Annotated in this window: 22 protein-coding genes and 1 tRNA gene; 17 read left to right on the forward strand and 6 right to left on the reverse strand. The window is 74.1% G+C overall.

Features of this window, described 5'->3' with window-relative positions:
- Window positions 1–92: 92 nt before the first annotated feature.
- The 9 genes from BLT72_RS03790 to BLT72_RS03830 all read left to right on the forward strand — a co-directional run bounded on the left by BLT72_RS03790 (window position 93) and on the right by BLT72_RS03830 (window position 9,943).
- Window positions 93–770: a 50S ribosomal protein L25/general stress protein Ctc gene (locus BLT72_RS03790; protein WP_197677191.1), complete on the forward strand. Its 678-nt coding sequence runs from the start codon at window positions 93–95 to the stop codon at window positions 768–770.
- A gap of 20 nt (window positions 771–790) precedes the next feature.
- Window positions 791–1,375 (forward strand): aminoacyl-tRNA hydrolase, encoded by a 585-nt coding sequence (gene pth, locus BLT72_RS03795; protein ID WP_091410317.1) that lies wholly within the window; start codon window positions 791–793, stop codon window positions 1,373–1,375.
- A gap of 268 nt (window positions 1,376–1,643) precedes the next feature.
- Window positions 1,644–2,441: a hypothetical protein gene (locus tag BLT72_RS03800; RefSeq protein WP_091410318.1), complete on the forward strand. Its 798-nt coding sequence runs from the start codon at window positions 1,644–1,646 to the stop codon at window positions 2,439–2,441.
- Window positions 2,442–2,533: 92 nt separating this feature from the next.
- On the forward strand, window positions 2,534–6,133 hold the full coding sequence (gene mfd, locus BLT72_RS03805) for a transcription-repair coupling factor (protein ID WP_231930311.1): 3,600 nt from the start codon (window positions 2,534–2,536) through the stop codon (window positions 6,131–6,133).
- Between the two features lie 64 nt (window positions 6,134–6,197).
- Entirely contained in the window at window positions 6,198–6,731 is a 534-nt protein-coding gene (locus BLT72_RS03810; RefSeq protein WP_157720287.1) for a SurA N-terminal domain-containing protein, read from the forward strand.
- A gap of 73 nt (window positions 6,732–6,804) precedes the next feature.
- On the forward strand, window positions 6,805–7,431 hold the full coding sequence (locus BLT72_RS03815; protein ID WP_091416630.1) for a nucleoside triphosphate pyrophosphohydrolase: 627 nt from the start codon (window positions 6,805–6,807) through the stop codon (window positions 7,429–7,431).
- Between the two features lie 10 nt (window positions 7,432–7,441).
- The gene (locus BLT72_RS03820) at window positions 7,442–7,831 is read left to right on the forward strand and encodes a hypothetical protein (protein ID WP_091410322.1); all 390 of its coding nucleotides are present in this window, start codon (window positions 7,442–7,444) and stop codon (window positions 7,829–7,831) included.
- A gap of 125 nt (window positions 7,832–7,956) precedes the next feature.
- Window positions 7,957–9,234 (forward strand): phosphopyruvate hydratase, encoded by a 1,278-nt coding sequence (gene eno, locus BLT72_RS03825; RefSeq protein ID WP_091410323.1) that lies wholly within the window; start codon window positions 7,957–7,959, stop codon window positions 9,232–9,234.
- Between the two features lie 70 nt (window positions 9,235–9,304).
- Complete coding sequence (locus tag BLT72_RS03830) at window positions 9,305–9,943, forward strand: FtsB family cell division protein (protein WP_157720289.1); 639 nt, start codon at window positions 9,305–9,307, stop codon at window positions 9,941–9,943.
- 9 nt (window positions 9,944–9,952) lie between these two features.
- On the opposite strand, the gene BLT72_RS03835 is transcribed toward BLT72_RS03830, so the two are convergent.
- A complete protein-coding gene (locus BLT72_RS03835; protein WP_091410325.1) occupies window positions 9,953–10,879 on the reverse strand; it encodes a 1-phosphofructokinase family hexose kinase in 927 nt (308 codons plus the stop codon).
- Window positions 10,880–10,991: 112 nt separating this feature from the next.
- Here BLT72_RS03835 and BLT72_RS03840 point away from each other — a divergent pair, with 112 nt between their 5' ends.
- From BLT72_RS03840 to BLT72_RS03865, 6 genes are all read left to right on the forward strand, one after another.
- The gene (locus BLT72_RS03840; protein ID WP_091410327.1) at window positions 10,992–11,543 is read left to right on the forward strand and encodes a DUF501 domain-containing protein; all 552 of its coding nucleotides are present in this window, start codon (window positions 10,992–10,994) and stop codon (window positions 11,541–11,543) included.
- Window positions 11,540–12,487, forward strand: coding sequence for a Ppx/GppA phosphatase family protein (locus tag BLT72_RS03845; protein ID WP_091410329.1), 948 nt, complete (start codon window positions 11,540–11,542; stop codon window positions 12,485–12,487). Before BLT72_RS03840 ends, BLT72_RS03845 begins: the two co-directional genes overlap by 4 nt.
- Before the next feature lie 165 nt (window positions 12,488–12,652).
- Window positions 12,653–14,290, forward strand: a complete 1,638-nt coding sequence (locus tag BLT72_RS03850; RefSeq protein ID WP_157720291.1) for a metallophosphoesterase family protein — start codon at window positions 12,653–12,655, stop codon at window positions 14,288–14,290.
- 91 nt (window positions 14,291–14,381) lie between these two features.
- Window positions 14,382–14,454, forward strand: a tRNA-Leu gene (locus BLT72_RS03855).
- 131 nt (window positions 14,455–14,585) lie between these two features.
- Window positions 14,586–15,410: a Bax inhibitor-1/YccA family protein gene (locus BLT72_RS03860; protein ID WP_091410333.1), complete on the forward strand. Its 825-nt coding sequence runs from the start codon at window positions 14,586–14,588 to the stop codon at window positions 15,408–15,410.
- A gap of 134 nt (window positions 15,411–15,544) precedes the next feature.
- Entirely contained in the window at window positions 15,545–16,915 is a 1,371-nt protein-coding gene (locus tag BLT72_RS03865; RefSeq protein ID WP_091410335.1) for a cystathionine beta-synthase, read from the forward strand.
- A 16-nt stretch (window positions 16,916–16,931) separates the two neighbouring features.
- Here the strand turns inward: BLT72_RS03865 and BLT72_RS03870 are convergent, their stop codons facing one another.
- On the reverse strand, window positions 16,932–17,615 hold the full coding sequence (locus tag BLT72_RS03870) for an NUDIX hydrolase (RefSeq protein WP_231930312.1): 684 nt from the start codon (window positions 17,613–17,615) through the stop codon (window positions 16,932–16,934).
- A gap of 94 nt (window positions 17,616–17,709) precedes the next feature.
- Between BLT72_RS03870 and BLT72_RS03875 the strand changes: the two genes are divergently transcribed.
- On the forward strand, window positions 17,710–18,114 hold the full coding sequence (locus BLT72_RS03875) for a hypothetical protein (RefSeq protein WP_157720293.1): 405 nt from the start codon (window positions 17,710–17,712) through the stop codon (window positions 18,112–18,114).
- On the forward strand, window positions 18,111–18,518 hold the full coding sequence (locus BLT72_RS03880; protein ID WP_091410339.1) for a hypothetical protein: 408 nt from the start codon (window positions 18,111–18,113) through the stop codon (window positions 18,516–18,518). Before BLT72_RS03875 ends, BLT72_RS03880 begins: the two co-directional genes overlap by 4 nt.
- A gap of 141 nt (window positions 18,519–18,659) precedes the next feature.
- Here BLT72_RS03880 and BLT72_RS03885 read toward each other — a convergent pair whose 3' ends face one another.
- From BLT72_RS03885 to BLT72_RS03900, 4 genes are read right to left on the reverse strand one after another with little or no spacing between them, the layout of a single operon-like run.
- Window positions 18,660–19,283, reverse strand: coding sequence for a hemerythrin domain-containing protein (locus tag BLT72_RS03885; RefSeq protein WP_231930313.1), 624 nt, complete (start codon window positions 19,281–19,283; stop codon window positions 18,660–18,662).
- Window positions 19,280–19,564 carry a GNAT family N-acetyltransferase gene (locus BLT72_RS03890; RefSeq protein WP_091410343.1) on the reverse strand — a complete coding sequence of 95 codons (285 nt, stop codon included), beginning with the start codon at window positions 19,562–19,564 and terminating at the stop codon, window positions 19,280–19,282. The genes BLT72_RS03885 and BLT72_RS03890 overlap by 4 nt, the downstream gene beginning before the upstream one ends.
- Window positions 19,565–19,590: 26 nt before the next feature.
- Window positions 19,591–20,199 (reverse strand): FMN reductase, encoded by a 609-nt coding sequence (locus BLT72_RS03895; RefSeq protein ID WP_091410345.1) that lies wholly within the window; start codon window positions 20,197–20,199, stop codon window positions 19,591–19,593.
- Window positions 20,196–21,353 carry an LLM class flavin-dependent oxidoreductase gene (locus BLT72_RS03900; protein WP_091410346.1) on the reverse strand — a complete coding sequence of 386 codons (1,158 nt, stop codon included), beginning with the start codon at window positions 21,351–21,353 and terminating at the stop codon, window positions 20,196–20,198. Before BLT72_RS03900 ends, BLT72_RS03895 begins: the two co-directional genes overlap by 4 nt.
- Between the last annotated feature and the right edge of the window lie 89 nt (window positions 21,354–21,442).

Here is a 21,442-nt window from a genome sequence, read left to right on the forward strand (position 1 = left end):
CCCGTGCGCCCCATCCCGCCCGGACGTCGTCCGCCTCCTCGCCAGGCCTTCGCAGGTCAGCCATCGTCTTAGTTGTCAGAGGAGTTCGTCACGTGCCCGAGGTCAAGCTCACCGCCGAAGTCCGCACCGAGTTCGGCAAGGGCGCTGCCCGCCGGATCCGCCGTGCCCACAAGGTGCCCGCCGTGCTCTACGGCCACGGCACCGACCCGATCCACATCACGCTGCCGGGTCACGAGACCCTGCTCGCGCTGCGCACCAACAACGCGCTGCTGTCGATCGACGTCGACGGCACCTCGCAGCTCGCGCTGCCGAAGCAGGTCCAGCGCGACCCGCTGAAGCACACCATCGAGCACGTCGACCTGGTCCTGGTCCGCCGCGGCGAGCTGGTGACCGTCGACGTCGCCATCCTCGTCGAGGGCGAGGCCGCCCCGGAGACCCTGGTCGTCATCGACCACACGAGCATCCCGGTCGAGGCCGACGCCACCGCCATCCCGACCGAGATCGTCGTCTCGATCGAGGGCCTGCGGGCCGGCACCCAGATCCTGGCGAAGGACGTCAAGCTGCCCGAGGGCTCGACGCTCGGCATCGACCCCGACGCGCTGATCATCAACATCACCGGCGCCCAGTCCGAGGCGGCCCTGGAGGCCGAGCTGGCCGAGGCCGAGGCCGAGCTGGGCATCGAGCCGACGATCAACGAGGACGCGGAGACCCCGGACGAGGCTGCGGAGGGCGAGTCGTCCGAGGAGTCCACCAACTCCGAGCAGTCCTGATCGCGGCGTAGTCCCGCGGCATGCTGCCCTGGCTGGTGGTCGGGCTCGGCAACCCGGGCCCGACCTACGCGGGCCACCGCCACAACGTCGGCTTCCTCGTGGTCGAGGAGCTGGCGGACCGGACGCGCGCCTCGTTCGCCAAGCCCAAGGGCATCAAGGCCGAGCTGGCGGAGAGCCGGCTCGGCCCGCCGGGCACCGACAGCCCCCGGTTGGGGCTGATGAAGTCCCGCAGCTTCATGAACGAGACCGGCGGCCCGGTCTCGCGGCTGCTCGCCTACTACAAGATCGCCCCCGACCGCCTCGTCGTCGTGCACGACGAGCTGGACCTCGACCCGGGCCAGCTCCGGGTCAAGTTCGGCGGCGGCGACAACGGCCACAACGGCCTGCGGTCGATCCGCAGCTCGCTCGGCACCGGTGACTACTACCGGGTCCGGGTGGGCGTCGGCCGTCCGCCCGGTCGGCAGGACCCGGCCGACTTCCTGCTCAGCAACTTCTCCGCCCGCGAGCGCGAGGGCCTGGGCGTCGAGGTGGTCCGGGCCGCCGACGCCGTCGAGTCGGTCGTCCAGGTCGGCCTCGAGCGGACGCAGAGCGCCTTCAACTCCTGACCCTGCTGCACCCCCGCGGTGGTCCCGCACCCCGACGAAGGGGTGCAGGACCGCCGTCAGGGTGCAGGAGCGCCGGTCATCCACAGATCTCCTCGCGGCCCTGCTCCCGGGTGCGGCGCGGTGGTCGGCTGGGTGCCGTGCCCGACGACCCAGCCCCCGACGTCCTCCTCGCCCGCGACCTCGTCGCGCGGGCTACCGGTACAGCGACCTGACGCAGCTGCGCCGCCAGGGTGAGCTGCAGCACCTGCGCCGGGGCGCCTACGCGCGGATGCGGGCCGACGACGACGTCGGCCGCCACCGGCAGCTGCTGCAGGCCACCGTGCCCCAGCTGGGCGGGGGCGTCGTCAGCCACCTCTCCGCCGCGGTGCTGCACGGGCTCCCGCTGCCCGTCGGCGGCCTCCGTCACGTGCAGGTGACCCAGCCCGCCGCCCGCTCGGGGCGCCGGCGCGGCCACGTGCACCGCTTCGCCGCGCCGCTGCCGGCCGAGGACGTCACGCTGCTCGACGGCCTGGCGGTGACCACCCTCGCCCGGACGGTCGTCGACCTCGGCCGTGCGCTGCCCTTCGCCGACGCGGTGGCGGTCGCCGACGCCGCCCTCCGCCAGGGCCTGGACGGCGGGGAGCTGCGGCTGGTCCTGGAGCAGGCGACCGGGCGGCCGGGGGTCGCCCGCGCCCGACGGGTGGTCGCGTTCGCCGACGGCCGGAGCGAGAGCGCCGGCGAGTCCCGCAGCCGGGTGCTGCTGCACCGGATCGGGCTGCCCCCGTCCACGCTGCAGCTCGTGGTGCTCGACGAGCAGGGCTGCTTCGTCGGGCGCAGTGACTTCGGCTGGCAGGAGCACCGCACGCTGGGGGAGTTCGACGGCCGGGTCACGTACGGGCGGCTGCTGCGACCCGGTGAGACCGCGGCCGACGTCGTCCACCGGGAGAAGCGGCGGGAGGACGCCCTGCGCGACCAGGGCTGGGAGATGGTGCGCTGGGGCTCGGTCGACCTGCACCACGAGCAGGCGCTCGCGGAGCGGCTGCGACGGGCGTTCCGGCGCGGGGACGCTCGCGCACCCCGAGGGTGACGTCGCACCCCGGCGCCCGGGTGCGGCGTCACCGTCCGGGTGCAGGACGAGCGCGGTCGGAGCGACCCGGCCGGCCCAGGTAAGGTCGTCCGGTGACGCTGACGGGACTCGTCGACCTCTTCTGCACCGATCCGACCCTCTCCGCCAGCATCGACGACGCGGTTGCTCGTCGGCTGCCGGCGCTCGACCTGACCTCCCCGCCCTCCATGCGGCCGTTCGTGGCGGCCGCGCTGGCGGCCTCCAGCGCGCACGGCGGCGCCGACCGGCCCGTGCTGGTGGTGACCTCCACCTACCGCGAGGCCGAGGACGTGACGGCCGCGCTGCAGTCCCTCGCGGGGGACGACGCGGTCGCGTACTACCCGGCCTGGGAGACGCTGCCGCACGAACGGCTCAGCCCGCGCTCGGACACCGTCGGCCGTCGGCTCGCCGTCCTCCGCCGGCTGGCCGGCAACGCGGAGCTGCCGCCGCCCCGCATCGTGGTCGCCCCGGTCCGCAGCGTCCTGCAGCCGCAGGTCAAGGGCCTGGCCGACCTGCTGCCGGTGCGGATCGTCACCGGCGAGGACCACGACCTCGGCGAGCTGACCGCCCGGCTCGTCGGCGCCGCGTACGTGCGCGTCGACCTGGTCGAGCGGCGCGGCGAGTTCGCCGTCCGCGGTGGCATCCTCGACGTCTTCCCGCCGACCGAGGAGCACCCGGTCCGGATCGACTTCTTCGGCGACACCGTCGAGGAGATCCGCTACTTCACCGTCGCCGACCAGCGCTCCAGCGAGCTCACGCTGCGCGAGGTCACCGCCTCGCCGTGCCGGGAGCTGCTGCTCACCGACGAGGTCAAGGCCCGCGCCGCCGCGCTGTCGCTGGCGCACCCCGAGCTGTCGGACATGCTGGAGCGGATCGCCCAGGGCCACGCCGTCGACGGCATGGAGGCGCTGTCCCCGGTGCTCGTCGACGGGATGGAGCTGCTGGTCGAGCTGCTGCCGCCGGACACCCACGTCCTGGTCTGCGACCCTGAGCTGGTCCGCGGCCGGGCGGTGGACCTGGTCAAGACCAGCGAGGAGTTCCTGCACGCGTCCTGGGCGGCGGCCGCCGGTGGCGGGAAGGCGCCCGTCGACCTGGGCGCCTCGTCCTACCGCCCGCTGTCCGACGTCCGCTCCGTCGCGATGGCCCGCGGGCTGGCCTGGTGGACGCTGTCCCCGTTCAGCTCCGGCCCGGGCGACGGCTCCGCCGGCGCGGACGGCCCCCTGCGCACCGACGACGGTGAGGTCGTCGACCTGCGCACCTCCGTCAGCGCCGCGGGCGTCGAGTCCCGCACCATCGCCGGCCACGTCGCCGAGAGCCACCGCGGCGACACCGAGGCGGCCATCGCCGACATCGCCCGCCGGGCCCGCGCGGGCTGGCGCGTCGTGCTGGTCGCCGAGGGCAAGGGCACCAGCAAGCGCTACGCCGAGGTCGCCGCCGAGCGCGAGCTGGCCGTCCGCGAGCGCGACGACCTGACCGAGACCCCGGCCGAGGGCCTGGTCACCATCGTCACCGGTGAGCTGCGCACCGGCTTCGTCGCCGACAGCCTCAAGCTCGCCCTCTTCACCACCTCGGACCTGTCGGGGCAGCGGCCGCCCGACAAGTCCGCGCGCAAGCTGCCCGGTCGGCGCAAGAACCAGATCAACCCGCTGGAGCTCGTCCCCGGCGACCCGGTGGTGCACGCCCAGCACGGCGTCGGCCGCTACGTCGAGATGGTGCAGCGCACCGTCCAGGACGCGACGCGGGAGTACCTGCTGATCGAGTACGCGCCCTCCAAGCGCGGCCAGCCGGGCGACCGGCTCTTCGTCCCGATGGACCAGCTCGACCAGGTCACCCGCTACGTCGGGGGCGAGAGCCCGACGCTGGACAAGATGGGCGGCGCCGACTGGGCCAAGCGGAAGGGCCGCGCCCGCAAGGCGGTCCGGGAGATCGCAGCCGAGCTGATCAAGCTCTACGCAGCCCGGCAGGCCACCCGCGGGCACGCCTTCTCCCCGGACACCACCTGGCAGCGCGAGCTCGAGGACGCCTTCAACTTCGTCGAGACCCCCGACCAGCTGGCCGCCATCGACGAGGTCAAGCGCGACATGGAGCAGATCGTGCCGATGGACCGGCTGATCTGCGGCGACGTCGGCTACGGCAAGACCGAGATCGCCGTCCGGGCCGCGTTCAAGGCCGTGCAGGACGGCAAGCAGGTGGCGATCCTGGTGCCGACGACCCTGCTGGTCCAGCAGCACCACGCCACCTTCGCCGACCGCTACGCCGGGTTCCCCGTCAACGTCGCCCCGCTCAGCCGCTTCCAGTCCGAGGCCGAGGTCAGGGCGACGATGGAGGGCGTGGCCGAGGGCAAGGTCGACGTCGTCGTCGGCACCCACCGCCTGCTGGGCGGTGAGGTGAAGTTCAAGGACCTCGGCCTGGTGATCATCGACGAGGAGCAGCGCTTCGGCGTCGAGCACAAGGAGCAGCTGAAGCGGCTCCGGACCCACGTCGACGTGCTCGCCATGTCCGCGACGCCGATCCCGCGCACCCTGGAGATGGCGGTCACCGGCATCCGGGAGATGAGCACCATCGCCACCCCGCCCGAGGAGCGGCACCCGGTGCTGACCTTCGCCGGGCCCTACGACGAGGCCCAGGTCACCGCGGCCATCCGGCGCGAGCTGATGCGCGAGGGCCAGGTGTTCTACGTGCACAACCGGGTGCAGAGCATCGACAAGGTCGCTCGGCGGATCAGCGAGCTGGTGCCCGAGGCACGCGTGGTCACCGCGCACGGCCAGATGGGGGAGCACCGCCTGGAGCAGGTGATGGTGGACTTCTGGGAGCGGCGGGCCGACGTGCTGGTGGCGACGACCATCGTCGAGGCGGGCCTGGACATCTCCAGCGCCAACACGCTGCTGATCGAGCGCTCGGACCTGCTGGGCCTGTCCCAGCTGCACCAGCTGCGCGGCCGCGTCGGCCGGGGCCGCGAGCGCGGCTACGCCTACTTCCTCTACCCGCCGGACAAGCCGCTGACCGAGACGGCCCACGACCGGCTGGCCACCATCGCGGCGCACACCGACCTGGGCGCCGGGATGGCCATCGCCATGAAGGACCTGGAGATCCGGGGCGCCGGCAACATGCTGGGCGGCGAGCAGTCCGGGCACATCGCCGACGTCGGCTTCGACCTCTACATCCGCCTGGTCGGCGAGGCGGTCGCGGAGTACCGGGGCGTCGACACCGAGCCCGAGCCGGAGGTGCGGATCGAGCTCCCCGTCGACGCGCACCTGCCGACCGACTACGTCGAGTCCGAGCGGCTGCGGCTGGAGATGTACAAGCGGCTGGCCGAGGTGCGCGCCGAGGCCGACCTCAAGGCCGTGGAGGCGGAGCTGCACGACCGCTACGGCCCGCCGCCGGCGCCCGTGCTCACCCTGATGGAGGTGGCGCGGTTCCGGCTGCTGGCCCGCACGGCGGGCGTCCGGGAGGTCGTCAGCCAGGGCAACCACATCCGCTTCGGTCCCGCGGACCTCCCCGACTCCAAGAAGCTGAGGCTGCAGCGGCTCTACCCGCGCACGCTGGTGAAGGAGACGGCGGCCATCATCCTGGTGCCCCGGCCCGTCAGCTCCACCATCGGCGGCCCGCCGGTCACCGACACCGCCCTGCTGGCCTGGTGCGGCAAGGTGATCCAGGACGTGTTCCTCGGCTGAGCGGGCCCGGACCCGTAGGATCGGCGCCAGCCACCCGGCCCCGCACCACCGACAAGGACGGTCGATGAAGCTCCTCCCTGCCCCCCGGATGCGGCGCGCGGCGGCCGCTGTCGTGGCCGCCGTGGCCCTGACCGGCTGCAGCGGCGCGTCGCCCTCGGTCGTCGCCTACGTCGGGAACGCCACGATCACGCAGAGCCAGCTCGAGCAGGCGGTGACCGGGCTCAGCTCCACGCTGCAGGAGGGTCAGACGGTCTCCCAGGAGGCGGTGGTCAACGCCATGATCCAGGGCCAGCTGGCCGAGCAGATCGCCGCCGAGAAGGACATCGCCCTCACCGACGCGGACCGCGACGCCGTGCTGGCGTCCAGCGAGCTCGCGCCGCTGGCCCAGGTGCCGGCGGCCCGCGAGGTCGTCTACGACGTCGCCGACTCCCAAATCGTGGCCCAGAAGCTCGGCGCGGACGCGTTCCTCGCCGAGATCGCGCACCGCGACGTGACGCTCAACCCGCGCTACGGCGTGCTGGACCCGGCGCAGAAGACGGTCGTCACCGGCCAGAGCGGCTCGCTGTCGGAGCCGGTCGCGCCCACGCCCGCCCCGTGAGCCGTCGGTGACCGACGCGCCCGTCGCCGGACCCGGCCCCGGCCTGCCGGAGACCGGCCGTCTCGTCGAGGTGATGGAGGTGCTGCGCCGGCGCTGCCCCTGGGACGCGGAGCAGACCCACCGGACGCTGGTCCAGTACCTGCTGGAGGAGGCGGCCGAGACCGTCGAGGCCATCGAGTCCGGCGACGAGGCGCACCTGCGCGAGGAGCTGGGCGACCTGCTGCTCCAGGTGGTGTTCCACGCCGAGATCGCGGCCGCCTTCGGCCTCGAGGACGTCGCCCGGGGGATCGCCGACAAGCTGGTCAGCCGGCACCCGCACGTCTTCGCGCCAGCCGGCGGCTCGGGGGTCCCCGACGCCGTGCCCGCCGACCTGCACCGCACGTGGGAGCAGCGCAAGGCCGTGGAGAAGGGCCGGACCTCGGCGCTGCAGGGCATCCCCGAGCAGATGTCCGCGCTGGCCCGCGGGCACAAGGTCGTCGCCCGCTCCCGCTCCCGGCAGGTGCCGGTGGACCTGCCCCAGCAGCCCGTCACCGCCGAGGAGGTGGGGGCGACGGTGCTCGACCTCGTCGCCCGCGCCCACGCCAGCGGCGTCGACCCGGAGCAGGCCGTCCGCGACGCCGTCCGCGCGCTCGAGCGGCGCGTCCTGGCCGCCGAGGCCGATCTCGCCGCGTCCATGCCCGCGGGGCCTCCGGCGCACTAGCCTGCTGAGCATGACCGAGCCGCCGCGTCGCCCCCCGCCCAGGCCGCCGTACGGCGACCCGGCCACCCGGGCCGACGTGAGGGCGGCCTGGGAGGCGCGCAAGGAGCTCGGCCCCGAGTACGACGAGCACATCGCCAACGGCCTCGCCGAGCGCGTCGAGGAGCTGGTGGCCTACCGGACCGCCGAGCTCCGGCACAGCGGCAGCACGGCCGACGTCGACCGGGAGCTGGAGCGCACCGCCCAGCGGCAGGGCTTCGTGCTGGGCATCATCTCGCTGGGGACCGGCATCCCCGTGACCGCGATCGCCGTCAGCGAGAGCGGGCTCCCGGCCCTGGTCGTGGCCTGGCTGGGCATCGTCGGGGTCAACCTCGCCCAGCGGATCGGCCGTCGCCGCTCCTGAGCCCGACCACCCCCGGGGCGCCCCGCTGACCGCCCCGGCCGACGCCGCTAGGGTGAGGGCCGATATCTGATCTCCCTCGCCCCGGGGTCGCTGGAGAGCCGGGGCACCACCGAAAGGCAGCACTCGTGGCGAGTATCGAGTTCGTCGGCGCACGCGAAATCCTGGATTCCCGCGGCAACCCCACGGTCGAGGTCGAGGTGATCCTCGACGACGGCTCGGAGGGCCGGGCCGCGGTGCCCTCGGGCGCCTCCACCGGGGCCTTCGAGGCGGTGGAGCTGCGGGACGGCGGCGACCGCTACGGCGGCAAGGGCGTCAGCAAGGCCGTCCTCGGCGTGATCGACCAGCTCGGTCCCGAGCTCGTCGGCTACGAGGCCAGCGAGCAGCGGCTCGTCGACCAGGCGATGCTGGACCTGGACGGCACCGACAACAAGGCCAAGCTGGGCGCGAACGCGATCCTCGGCGTCTCGCTGGCCGTGGCGCACGCCGCGGCCAACTCCGCGGACCTGCCGCTCTACCGCTACGTCGGCGGCCCGAACGCCCACACGCTGCCGGTGCCGATGATGAACATCGTCAACGGCGGCTCCCACGCCGACTCCGACGTGGACGTGCAGGAGTTCATGATCGCCCCGATCGGCGCGACCACCTTCCGCGACGCCCTCGAGCAGGGCGCGTCGGTTTACCACGCGCTCAAGTCGGTGCTGAAGAAGCAGGGCCTGTCGACCGGACTCGGTGACGAGGGCGGCTTCGCCCCCAACCTGCCGGCCAACGTGGCCGCGCTCGAGCTGATCTCCACCGCCGTCGAGTCGACCGGCCTCAAGCTGGGCACCGACATCGCGCTCGCCCTCGACGTGGCCTCGAGCGAGTTCTTCGAGAACGGGGTCTACAGCTGGGAAGGCGGCACCAAGTCCGCCGACGAGATGACCGCGATCTACGAGCAGTGGGTCCGCGACTTCCCGATCGTCTCCATCGAGGACCCGCTGGCCGAGGACGACTGGGCCGGCTGGAGCGCCCTGATGGGCCGCATCGGCGACCAGGTCCAGGTGGTGGGCGACGACCTGTTCGTCACCAACGTCACCCGCCTGCAGCGGGGCATCGACGAGAAGGCGGCCTCCGCGCTGCTCGTCAAGGTGAACCAGATCGGCTCGCTCACCGAGACCCTCGACGCCGTCGACCTCGCGCACCGGGCCGGCTTCCGCTGCATGATGAGCCACCGCTCGGGCGAGACCGAGGACACGACCATCGCCGACTTGGCCGTGGCCACCAACTGCGGCCAGATCAAGTCGGGCGCGCCGGCACGCACCGACCGGGTGGCCAAGTACAACCAGCTGCTCCGCATCGAGGAGGACCTGGACGACGCGGCCCGCTACGCCGGCCTCGGCGCGTTCCCGCGGTTCAAGGGCTGAGCGCAGGCATGCTGGGCACCATGACCCGGCTGCGCCTTCCCCACCCCCGTCCCGGCCGGAGGGCTTGAGCGTGCCGAGCGGACCCCGTCCGCCGGCGCGCCCCGGCTCCGGCCCGGGCCGGGGCAAGACCCGCGCCCGGCCGCCGCTCCGTCCCGGGGCGGCGGCCCCGCCGCGACCGGCGTCGCCGTCCGCGCCCGACCCGGTGATCTCCGGGTCGGGCGCGTCCCCCCTCGGACCCGCCCGACGGGCGTCGCGGCTGGGGGCCAGCCTGACCACCCGGGCGATCGCGCTCGTCGTGGTGCTGCTGGTGCTGACCATCTCCTACGCCTCGTCGCTGCGCATCTACTTCGCCCAGGCGCACGAGATCGCCTCCACCCGCGCCGAGATCGGGGAGCGGCAGCAGAAGATCAGCGACCTGCAGGGGGAGCTCGGCCGCTGGGGTGACGCCGACTACGTCCGCACCCAGGCGCGGCAGCGGCTCGGCTGGGTCGTCCCGGGCGAGACCGGCTACCAGGTCGTCGACGCCGACGGGAACCCGCTGGGCGGCGGCGCCGAGATCGAGTCGTCCGGCACCGGGATCGCCGAACCGCAGGACGCCTGGTGGGCCGAGCTCTGGGGCTCGGTGGCCACGGCCGACAAGCCGGCGCCGGCGAAGCCGAAGGAGAAGACGATCACGGCCCGGACCGAGCCGGCCGACGGGCCCCGGTGAGCGCGGCGCTCAGCCCAGCCGGCTGAGCGTCACCTCGTCCGCCACCGTGCGGGCCACCTCGACGTCGAAGTGCCCCTGGCCGGGGACGAGGGCGTTCGCCACGGCGCAGCCGGTGCCCAGCCGGACGGCCTCGGCCAGCGGCCGGCCCCCGTCGAGCCCCGCGAGCAGGCCGCCGAGGAAGCTGTCCCCGCTGCCCACGGCGTACCGGCCGCGCCGCGTGGAGGCCCCGACCCGCCAGACGCCGTCGGCTCCCGCGGTCACCGCGCCCGCCGTCGAGTCGGTGAGCACCACCGCGGCCCCGCTGCGGGCGTGCAGCGCCGTCGCCATCGCCGCGAGGTCCCCGTCCTCGGGCACGCCGAGCACCTCCGCCGCCTCGGCCCGGTTGATCTTGAGCAGCGCCGGCCGGGCGGCGACGGCCCCGGGGAGCGCCTCCCCGTGGCTGTCCACGGCGACGGCGGCCCCGGCGGCCGCCCCCAGCCGGACCAGGTCGGGCACGGCGTCCGGCGACCCCACCGGCCCGCGGCCCGAGATCGACAGCCAGCCCGGACGTCGGCCGAGCTCGGCGGCCAGCACCGTCTCGAGGCGGTCCAGCACCGCGGGCGGCACGCCGGGGGAGTCCTCGTAGATCTCGGTCAGCTCACCGGTGTCCGCGGCGGCCACCGAGACGCAGGTCCGGGTCTCCGCGTCGGCCTCCACCACGACCAGCTCCAGCCCCTCCGAGCGGCCGATCCGCGCCACCCGCTGGCCGGTCGGACCGCCGAGCAGCACGACGACGACCACCTCGGCGCCCACCGCGCGCGCCGCCCGCGCCATGTTGAGGGCCTTGCCCCCGGCCACGGCGATCGGCCCGGGCGTGCGGTGCATCCGCCCGAGGGCGTAGGAGTCCAGCAGGTAGGTCAGGTCGAGGGACGGGCTCAGCGCGGCGACCGTGATCACCCGCCGCACCCTAGTGGAGGGCCGCGTGGTCAGAGGCCGCGTCGCTCCGACCGGCACCACGTCGGACAGGTCGGCGCCCGCGCGCGGGCGGGCCGCCTGCCAGACTGTCGCCGTGCGCGAACCCCTGACGGCGGAGGACGAGACGACGGTGACGGCCCAGCTGCAGCGGCGCCCGCGCGGGGTGGCCGGCGTCGCCGCCCGCTGCCCCTGCGGCAAGCCGGCGGTCGTCGCGACCGAGCCCCGGCTCGCCGACGGCACCCCGTTCCCCACCACCTACTACCTGACCTGCCCGCGGGCGACGTCGGCCTGCTCCACGCTGGAGTCCCAGGGCGTCATGGCGACGATGACCGCCCGGCTGCAGCAGGACCCGGCGCTGGCCGGCGCCTACCGGGCGGCGCACGAGGCCTACCTGCGGGACCGCGCCGAGCTGGGTGACGTGCCCGAGATCGCCGGCGTCAGCGCCGGCGGGATGCCCGACCGCGTCAAGTGCCTGCACGTGCTGGTGGCGCACAGCCTGGCCGCCGGTCCGGGCGTGAACCCGCTCGGCGACGAGGCGCTCGCCGCCGTCGGTGAGTTCTGGCGCCGGCCCTGCCTGGCCGACGCGGGCCGCCCCGACCACAGCAGCACCGACGACAGCAGCACCGACCGCGAGGAGGACCGGTGAACAGGGTCGCCGCCGTCGACTGCGGGACGAACTCCATCCGGCTGCTGATCGCCGAGGCCGGCCCCGACGGCGGGCTGCTCGAGCTGGACCGGCGCACCGAGATCGTCCGGCTGGGCCAGGGCGTCGACGCCACGGGGGAGTTCCACCCCGACGCGCTGGCCCGCACCTTCGCGGCCACCGACGCCTACGCGGCCCTCATCCGCGATGCCGGGGTGCCGAGCAGCCGGATCCGCTTCGTCGCCACCTCCGCCTCCCGCGACGCCCGCAACCGCGACGCGTTCTTCTCCGGCGTCCACGACCGGCTCGGGGTGACGCCGGAGGTGATCAGCGGGGACACCGAGGCGCAGCTCTCCTTCGTCGGGGCGCTCAGCCGGGTCCGCCCCGGGGCGGAGCCGGTGCTGGTCGTCGACATCGGCGGCGGCTCGACCGAGCTCATCGTCGGCAGCGCCGCGGGGGCGGTGGCGTCGGCCGTCTCGCTCGACATCGGCTCGGTCCGGCTGACGGAGCGCTTCCTGTCCGCGCACCCGCCCGCCCCGGAGGCCGTCGCCGAGGCGGCCGCCCACGTCGACGCCCAGCTCGACACCAGCGGCATCGACTTCGCGGCCGTCGGCACCTGGATCGGCGTCGCGGGCACCGCGACGACGCTGGCCGGCGTCCACCTCGGCCTCGAGCAGTACGACCGGGCGCGGGTGCACGGCTCGGTGATCACGCTGCCCGCGCTGCACGCCCTGTTCACGCGGCTGGTCGGGGCGACGGTCGAGGAGATCAGGGCGCTGCCCTCGATGCACCCCGGCCGGGCCGACGTCGTGACCGCCGGCACGCTGATCGCCGTCCGTATCGCGGAGCGGCTGCGCGTCGAGGGCTGGCTGGTCAGCGAGTCCGACATCCTCGACGGCACCGCGCTGGACCTGCTGCGCACGGCGGGGCCGACCGGCCCGCACTGAGCGTCGGACGCGCCCGGCGGGCGGTAGTCTCGAGGTCCTATGGACGGCCCCTCCTCCGGGCGTCGGCCGTCCCGGGCCGGTTCGACGGGGCGCCCGTTCCGGCCCGACGCCGGACGGACGCGACGCGCACCGACCGGGACCGCCCAGCGCCGCAGCCTCGTCACCGTGCTCGCGCGCCACGCCGCGCGCGTGCGGTCGCGCCGCGCGCTGTGGTCGGGGGTGCTGCGGGCGCTGGGCACCACCCTGGTCGCCGCCCTGCTGGCCGCGCCCTTCGCCGCCCTGTGGGGGATCGGCCACGCCGAGGTCGAGGACTACGTCGGCCCGCACCGGGTCACCTTCGCCACCAGCTTCTCCGGCGAGATCGCCGTCGACCTCGGCCCGATCGGCCGGGCCTTCCTGCCCAGCCCGGTCGCGCCGGTGGGCGTCACGGCGACGGTGGGCAGCGTGGGGACGGCGGCGTCGACGCTGAACTCACTGTTCTCCTCCAAGACGCTGGCGGCCTACACCAGCCTGTACGAGGAACCCGAGGTCGTCATCGGGGCCATCGTCGACGAGCTCCAGGTGGCCGCCCTGCTGCAGGGGGCGGGGGCGGAGGCCGTGCTGCTGCTGGCCTTCGCCGTCTGGCGGCTCCGCAGCCAGCTGCTGAGCCCGTGGGTGGCCCGCACGGTCACCCGCCGGCGGACCGGCGTGGCGTACGTCGTCGTGCTGGTGCTGGTCCTCGGCTCCATCCTCGCGCCCAGCTCCCCGGCCGGCACCCGCATCCCCATCACGATCGCCGCCGGCAGCCGGTTCGCGTCGGTGACGGTCGACAGCCGGGTGCTGGCGGACCTGCTCGACCGCGGCGTCCGCGGCGTGACCCTGCTCAGCGGACGCCAGCAGGCGGCGGTCCGGACCTACGTCGACACCGCCGTCGACGACCTGTCCTCCCAGCTGGACCGGCTGCCGCGCCCCCGGCCGGGGGAGACGATGCTGCTCGGCTTCAGCGACCTGCACTGCAACCAGGCGATGACCGAGCTGATCACCCGGCTCACGCTGGCCACCCGGCCGCGGGTCGTCCTCAGCTCCGGCGACGACACCGTCAACGGCACGGCCGTGGAGAAGACCTGCATCCGCCGCGAGGCCGGCATCGCGGCCGGCGCGGGCGTCCCCCTGGTGGTGTCCAGCGGCAACCACGACTCCGACGTCACCGAGGCCCAGCAGCGGGCCGAGGAGATGGTCGTCCTGGACGGCGGCGTCGTCGAGGTCGCCGGGCTGCGGACGCTCGGCGACGACGACCCCGAGCACAACGTGCCCTTCAGCCAGGACCGGACCCTGGACCGCCCCGAGAGCGAGGAGCAGCTGGGCGCCCGGATGCTGCAGGCCGCCGCGGCGCGCCCGGTGGACGTGCTGCTGGTCCACCAGCCGGCCGCCTCCGTCGTGCTGATGACGGCGGCCGACCCCGGCGCCCGGCTGGTGCTGTGGGGCCACTTCCACAGCGAGGCGGGGCCGACGGTGGTCGAGCACGCCGACGGGTCGTGGACGGTCGGCATGCAGGAGGGCACGGCCGGCGGCGTCCGCCAGCCCACCATCACCTCGTTCAGCACCCCGTTCTCGCCGCCGCTGAAGAGCGCCGACGTCTACTTCTACTTCCGTGACGACGCCACCGGGCTCATCACCGGGGTGCAGCCGGTGCACTTCACCCCCGACGCCGAGGTGGTCATCGACGACCGGGTGGTGACCGGCGACGTCGACGACCTGCCGGCCGAGACGCGGGCCCGGCTGAGCGGCAGCACCCCGTCCCCGACCGCGACCCCGACCGGCTGAGCCCGGCTGCGGCTCGGCGCCGCGGGCCCCCGTAGCCCAACGGCAGAAGCAGGCGGCTCGAACCCGCCGCGGCTAGGATCGGCCGCCGCGGGCCCCCGTAGCCCAACGGCAGAGGCAGGCGGCTTAAACCCGCCGCAGTATGGGTTCGAGTCCCATCGGGGGCACCCTCGGCACGGCTGAGGAGCGGGCGGCCGTTCTTAGCGGATTCATGGTGTGGACGTGCCGGCCCCGGAGGCACCGGTTCGTAGACTTGCTCCGTAGCGCCGCCCCTGGTGCTCGCTCAGGAGGACATCACATGTTGCGCAGTTCGAACCCGATCCTCTCCAAGCAGGACGCGTTCACGCCCGCAGCACCGCAGTACGGTCAGAACCAGTACGGGCGCTCGCCGTACAACCAGTACCCGCCGGAGGCCTACGGGCAGCCGGCGCCGGTGCAGCAGGCGCCCGAAGGTCGGATGACCTTCGACGACGTGGTCACCAAGACCGCCGTCACCCTGGGGCTGCTGGCCATCACCGCGGGGCTGGCCTGGATGCTCGTCCCCGACTCCCTCTACTTCCCCGCCATGGTCCTCTCCGGCCTCGTCGGGTTCCTCGTGGTCCTGGTGGTCTCGTTCCGCCGGCTGGTGTCCCCGCCCCTGGTGCTCGCCTACGCGGCCATCGAGGGTGTCTTCATCGGCATGATCAGCAAGGTCTTCGAGGGGTACTACCCCGGCATCGTGGCGCAGGCCGTGGTGGCGACCTTCTTCGCGGCGGGGGTCACCCTGGCGGCCTACAAGTTCTTCAACATCCGGGTGACCGCCAAGTTCCAGAAGGTCGTGGTCATCTCGACCATCGCCTTCGCGGCCCTGATGCTGGTCAACTTCATCTTCAGCCTGGCCACCGGCACCGGCGGCATCCGCGGCGGCATCACCGGCCCGGTCGGTCCGCTGGCCCTGGGGATCTCGGCGTTCGCGATCGTGCTCGCGGTGCTCAACCTGGTGCTCGACTTCGACTACGTCGAGAAGGGTGTCGCCATGGGCGCCCCGGCGCGCGAGTCCTGGCGTGCGGCGTTCGGCCTGACCGTCACGATGGTCTGGCTCTACGTCGAGATGCTGCGCCTGCTGTCCTACCTCCGCCGGTAGTCCGGCGCCGGCTCCCGAGCCGGCCTCAGAACCCGACCACGAGGGCCGCGTCACCCAGCCAGGGTGCCGCGGCCCTCGTGCGTCCCGGAGCCGCACGCCGCAGCACCGGCGGCCCGTCCCGTTAGGCTCGGCCCGTGCAGTACGTGAACTCCCTGACCGAGCTGATCGGCAACACCCCGCTGGTGAAGCTCTCCCGCGTCACCGGCGACGTCGTCCCCCTGGTCCTGGCCAAGGTCGAGTACCTCAACCCGGGCGGCTCGGTGAAGGACCGGATCGCGGTCAAGATGATCGAGGCGGCCGAGCGTGACGGCTCGCTCAAGCCGGGCGGGACCATCGTCGAGCCGACCAGCGGCAACACCGGCGTCGGGCTGGCCATCGCCGCCCAGGGCCGCGGCTACTCCTGCGTCTTCGTCTGCCCCGACAAGGTCAGCGAGGACAAGCGGAACGTGCTCGCGGCCTACGGGGCCCGCGTCGTCGTCTGCCCCACCGCCGTCGAGCCCGACCACCCGGACTCCTACTACTCGACGTCGGACCGGCTGGTGCGCGAGATCCCGGGCGCGTGGAAGCCGGACCAGTACAGCAACCCCAACAACCCGCTGAGCCACTACGAGACCACGGGTCCGGAGATCTGGGCGCAGACGGAGGGCCGGATCACCCACTTCGTCACCGGGATGGGGACGGGCGGCACGATCAGCGGCGCCGGCCGGTACCTCAAGGAGGTCTCCGGCGGCCGCGTCCAGGTGGTCGGCGCCGACCCGCGCGGCTCGGTCTACTCCGGCGGCACGGGCCGGCCCTACCTCGTCGAGGGCGTGGGCGAGGACTTCTGGCCGAGCACCTACGACGCGACCATCGCCGACCGGGTCATCGAGGTCACCGACGCGGACTCCTTCGCCATGACGCGACGGCTGGCGCGCGAGGAGGCCCTGCTGGTCGGGGGCTCGTGCGGGATGGCCACCGCCGCGGCCGTCCGGCTGGCCGCCGAGATCGACGACCCGGACGCGGTCATCGTCGTCCTGCTGCCCGACTCCGGGCGGGGCTACCTGACCAAGATCTTCAACGACGACTGGCTGGCCCGCTACGGCTTCGCGCCGCGGCCGGAGGAGTCGGTGCGGGTCGTCGGGGACGTGCTGCGCGAGAAGTCGGGCGAGCTGCCCTCGCTGGTCCACACCCACCCCAACGAGACGATCGCCGAGGCGGTGGCCATCCTCCGCGAGTACGGCGTCTCCCAGATGCCGGTGGTCAAGGCGGAGCCGCCGGTGATGGCGGCGGAGGTCGTCGGCTCGGTCAGCGAGCGCGGGCTGCTCGGGGCGCTGTTCAGCCACCGCGCCGGGCCGGCCGACCCGGTCGCGACGGTCATGGAGCAACCGCTCCCGACGCTGGGGGCCACCGAGGCCGTGTCCGGCGCCGTCGCCCTGCTGGTCGAGGACGACGCCCTGCTGGTCCTCGACGACGGCCACCCGGTCGGCGTCCTGACCCGCCAGGACCTGCTCGGCGACGTGCGCTGAGGCCGGGCCCCGCGGGTCAGCGGAGCAGCTCGCCGAGCAGCTGCTCCCAGTTGTGGGTCCAGGGGACCTGCGGCCACGTCGCCAGCGGGACCCAGCGGGCCGACTCGGTCGTGCCGCCGACGTCGAGCACGCGCGGCTCGCGCGGTTCCGGGCAGGTCGCCCGGTAGACCAGCCGGACGGCCTGGAAGTCCTCCAGGGTGCCGCGGGGGCTGCGGCCCACCCAGTGCGACGTCTGCACCGAGACGAGGTCGTCCAGCACCACGCTCTGGTCGGTCTCCTCGCCCACCTCGCGGAGGACGGCGTCGGCAGGCTGCTCGTCCGCGTCGATGCCCCCGCCCGGCATCCCCCAGCGGCCGGGCACGGCGGTGCGGTCGGAGTACTCGGTGGCCAGCAGGCCCCGGTCCGAGAGCACGACGGCGTAGGCCGCGACCCGCTGCCGCACCTCGAGCTCGGCGTCGGGCGGCAGCTGCAGCCCGGCGTCGCGGCCTCGTCCGGGGTCGGGCGGGCGGGGCTCGCCGTCGAGGGCCCGCACCCGCAGGGTCAGCACGATCTCCCCGTCCGGGCCGCGGTCGGCCGACAGCGGCCGGACCACCGCCCAGCCCGCGTCGTGGGCGACGACCGTCGGGTCGGCGCCGTGCGCGAGAGGGTGCACGAAGACGGTCGACGCCGAGTCCCCGCCGTCGTCCGTCAGACCGACCACCCGCACGACCCACCACCTCCGGCTCGGATCTCCGGCGCCGACGCGCGACCGGGGTCCCCAGTGTCCCAGGTGCCCCCTCCGGCGCTCGGGTACCGTGGCCCCTCGTGAGCAGACGACGCGGGCGGACCCGCCGGTGATCCCCGCGCTGGCCTACACCCTGGTCGCGCTGTCCGGGGTGGCCGGGATCTGGGGGCTGCTGACGGCGGTGCTCGACAAGCCGCCGGGCAAGGCGCAGCTGCTCTTCGCCGCCGGCGTGTGGGTGGTGACGGCGGTGCAGTCGGGGATCGGTCTGGTCCGCCTCGCGGGCGGCTACCGCCCGGTCGAGATGGCGACGACCGTCGGCTACCTGCTGGCCATCCTCGTCCTCATCCCGCTGGCCTGGTTCTGGGCCAACACCGAGCGCACCCGCTGGTCGGGCGTCGTGCTGGCGGTCGCCGCACTGTCGGTGCTGGCGATGACGCTGCGCCTCGTCCAGCTGTGGACCCAGGTGCTCGCGTGAGCACGTCGCAGCCGTCCCGGACCAGCAGCGGTCCCGGCCGGGCGCTCGTCGCGGTCTACGGCCTCTTCGCGCTCTCCGCCACGGCCCGCGCCGCCGTCCAGCTGGCCACCCAGTTCCGCGAGGCCCCGCTGGCCTACCTGCTCTCGGCCGTCGCCGGCCTGATCTACATCGTCGCCACGGTCACCCTGGCCCGCGGCGACCGGGCCTCGCGCCGGGTCGCGACGGTGGCCATCGTCCTCGAGCTGGTGGGGGTGCTGACCGTCGGCACCCTCAGCGTCGTCGACCCGGAGGCCTTCCCGCGCGCGACGGTGTGGTCGACCTACGGCATCGGCTACGCCTTCGTGCCCCTGGTGCTGCCGGTGCTCGGCCTGCTCTGGCTGCGGCACACCCGGCCGCGGGCCTGAGGGTGCTCCCCGGCCCGGTGGCTCGGAGGTCCTCACCCGACTCCGGAGCCTGAGCCTGTCGAAGGCCCTTCGACGGGCTCAGGGCGCGGTGGTCGGCCCGGTGGCGCGGTGGCGCGGTGGTAGCTCAGCCCCGGTGGTCGCTCAGGCCAGCACGCCCAGCCGCGCGATGGGCTCGACCAGCTCCCGCTCCTCGTAGGAGAGGTGCGAGAGCAGGGTGTCGGTGAGCTCGTCGACCGCCCGCTGCAGGCCGCCGGCGTCGGCGGCGGGGCCGACGAAGGCGACCAGGGCCTGGTCGACCCGCTCCAGGACGTCGTGGATGATCCCGTGCTCGTACTCCAGCCGGTCGACCACCGGGCCGAGCCGCGGGTCGGCCGCCCGGAGCCGCGGGAACATCGCCTGGTCCTCGATGGTGTGGTGCGTCGTCACCACCCGGCAGTACGCCGCGCAGTAGGCGCCCAGCGTCCAGCTGTTCTGCCGCAGGGTCATCTCGTTGATCCGCGACCGGGCCGCCCCGGCGTCGGTGGAGCCGTCGAGGACCTGGTCGACGAGCCCGCGCACCTGCTCGAGCTCGGAGCGCAGGTGGTCGTGGATGTCGACCAGGTGCTGGCCCGAGGCGAGGGCGTGCGAGCTGTAGGTCCGCTCCCTATCGGGGGCCGGCCCGGTGGGCCGTCCGGCCTCGTCCCAGGACGGCTCCGGGCAGAGCCGGTCCCCGGGGTCCGGGGTGGGGACGACCGGGAAGGCCGGGCCGGGCCGGGCCGCGCTCACGCGTCCTGCACGAGGTCGGCGTAGTCCGGGTGGTGCTCGATCCAGCCGGCGATGAACGGGCAGCGGGGGACGACGGCGAGTCCGCGCACCCGCGCCGCGTCCAGCGCCGTCCGGGCCAGGGCGCTGCCGACCCCCTGGCCCTCGAAGTCGTCGCCCACCACGGTGTGGGTGAAGGTGATCACCCCGTCGGCCAGCGTGTAGGCCGCCATCCCGGCGAGCCGTCCCTCGACGCGGGCCGCGAACCGCGACCGGTCCGGCTCGTCGTGCACCTCAGCAGTCATGGCGCCACTCTCGCACCGCTCGGCGCTCAGCCGCGGCCGCGGGCCAGCAGCCGGGCGAACGGGACCACCACGTCGGGGTCGGCCACCGTCTCCGGTGTGCGCCTGGCGGGACGGAGCAGGTCGACCAGCTCGCCGGCGGCCCGCGCGACGCGCTCGTCGAGCGCCCCGCCGTCGGCCCAGTCCTCGGTCGCGGCGAACACCGCGGTCGGCACCACCACGGCGCGCAGGTGGGCGAACAGCGGCCGGAGCGCGTGCTCGAGGGCCAGCGAGTGCCGGGCCGAACCCGCGGTGGCGGCGATCAGCGTCGGCTTGCCGACCAGCGACTCGCGGGGCAGCACGTCGAAGAACATCTTGAACAACCCGCTGTAGGAGGCGCTGAAGATCGGCGTCACCACCACGAGCGCGTCGGCCCGCTGAACCCGCTCCTGCACCTGCGCCAGCGCGCCGGTGGCGAAGCCGGTGAGCAGCTGGTTGGTCAGGTCGCGGGCGTGCTCGCGCAGCTCGACGACCTCCACGTCCAGCCCGGCGCCGCGGCTCTCGGCCGCGGCCCGGACCGCGGCGGCCAGCCGGTCACCCAGCAGCCGGGTCGACGACGGCTGGCTGAGCCCGGCCGTCAGCACCACCACCCGGGTCATCGGGCCACCGCCGCGCTGCCGACGAGGTCGGCGTCGTCGGCGGCCTCCAGGGCGTCGGCGGGCACACCCTCGCGCAGCGTCCCGGCCCGCAGCGCGGCCAGCCGGTCGGCGTGGGTGGGGCCGTCCGGCACGTCGGCCGGGCGCAGCGCGTCCATCTCGCGGCGGAGCACCGGGACGATCTCGCCCAGCAGGTCGAGCTGCTCGAGGACCGTCTTGAGCGGCAGGCCGGCGTGGTCGGCGAGGAACAGCTGGCGCTGGTAGTCCCCGAAGTGCTGGCGGAAGGTCAGTGTCTTCTCGATGACCTCCTGGGGGCTGCCGACGGTCAGCGGGGTCTGGCTGCTGAACTCCTCGAGCGACGGCCCGTAGCCGTAGACGGGGGCGTGGTCGAAGTAGGGGCGGAACTCCCGGACGGCGTCCTGGGAGGTGCGGGCCATGTAGACCTGCCCGCCCAGCCCGACGACGGCCTGGTCGGCGCGGCCGTGGCCGTAGTGCTCGAAGCGCTGCCGGTACAGCTGGATCAGCCGCTGGAAGTGGTAGGTCGGCCAGAAGATGTGGTTGGCGAAGAAGCCGTCGCCGTACAAGGCGGCCTGCTCGGCGATCTCCGGGCTGCGGATCGAGCCGTGCCACACGAACGGGGGCAGCCCGTCGAGCGGGCGCGGGGTGGCGGTGAAGCCCTGCAGCGGGGTGCGGAACTGGCCCTCCCAGCTGACGACGTCCTCCCGCCACAGCCGGTGCACCAGGTCGTAGTTCTCCACGGCGAGGGCGATCCCGTCGCGGATGTCCTTCCCGAACCAGGGGTAGACGGGCCCCGTGTTGCCGCGGCCCATCATCAGGTCGACGCGGCCGTCGGCCAGGTGCTGCAGCATCGCGAAGTCCTCGGCGATCTTGACCGGGTCGTTCGTGGTGATCAGCGTCGTGGAGGTGGAGAGGATGATCCGCTCGGTCTTCGCGGCGACGTAGCCGAGCATCGTGGTGGGGGAGGACGGCACGAACGGGGGGTTGTGGTGCTCGCCGGTGGCGAAGACGTCCAGGCCCACCTCCTCGGCGTGCTGCGCGATGGTGACCATCGCCTTGATCCGCTCGGCCTCGGTGGGGGTCCGACCCGTCGTCGGGTCGGTGGTCACGTCGCCGACGGTGAAGATCCCGAACTGCATGGTGTGCACTCCTCTGGTCGTGTCGATAGTTTAGCGTTCAACTATCTGGTGCGCACAACGGTGGCGAGCCGGGTGCTATTCCGTCGTTA

The sequence above is a fragment of the Friedmanniella luteola genome, assembly GCF_900105065.1.
Lineage (GTDB): Bacteria > Actinomycetota > Actinomycetes > Propionibacteriales > Propionibacteriaceae > Microlunatus > Microlunatus luteolus.

Coding starts and splice junctions, on each gene's coding strand:
- pth (WP_091410317.1), top strand. CDS start 791: ATGCTGCCCTGGCTGGTGGTCGGGCTCGGCAACCCGGGCCCGACCTAC.
- BLT72_RS03800 (WP_091410318.1), top strand. CDS start 1,644: ATGCGGGCCGACGACGACGTCGGCCGCCACCGGCAGCTGCTGCAGGCC.
- BLT72_RS03810 (WP_157720287.1), top strand. CDS start 6,198: ATGAAGCTCCTCCCTGCCCCCCGGATGCGGCGCGCGGCGGCCGCTGTC.
- BLT72_RS03815 (WP_091416630.1), top strand. CDS start 6,805: ATGGAGGTGCTGCGCCGGCGCTGCCCCTGGGACGCGGAGCAGACCCAC.
- BLT72_RS03820 (WP_091410322.1), top strand. CDS start 7,442: ATGACCGAGCCGCCGCGTCGCCCCCCGCCCAGGCCGCCGTACGGCGAC.
- BLT72_RS03860 (WP_091410333.1), top strand. CDS start 14,586: ATGTTGCGCAGTTCGAACCCGATCCTCTCCAAGCAGGACGCGTTCACG.
- BLT72_RS03890 (WP_091410343.1), bottom strand. CDS start 19,564: ATGACTGCTGAGGTGCACGACGAGCCGGACCGGTCGCGGTTCGCGGCC.
- BLT72_RS03895 (WP_091410345.1), bottom strand. CDS start 20,199: ATGACCCGGGTGGTGGTGCTGACGGCCGGGCTCAGCCAGCCGTCGTCG.
- BLT72_RS03900 (WP_091410346.1), bottom strand. CDS start 21,353: ATGCAGTTCGGGATCTTCACCGTCGGCGACGTGACCACCGACCCGACG.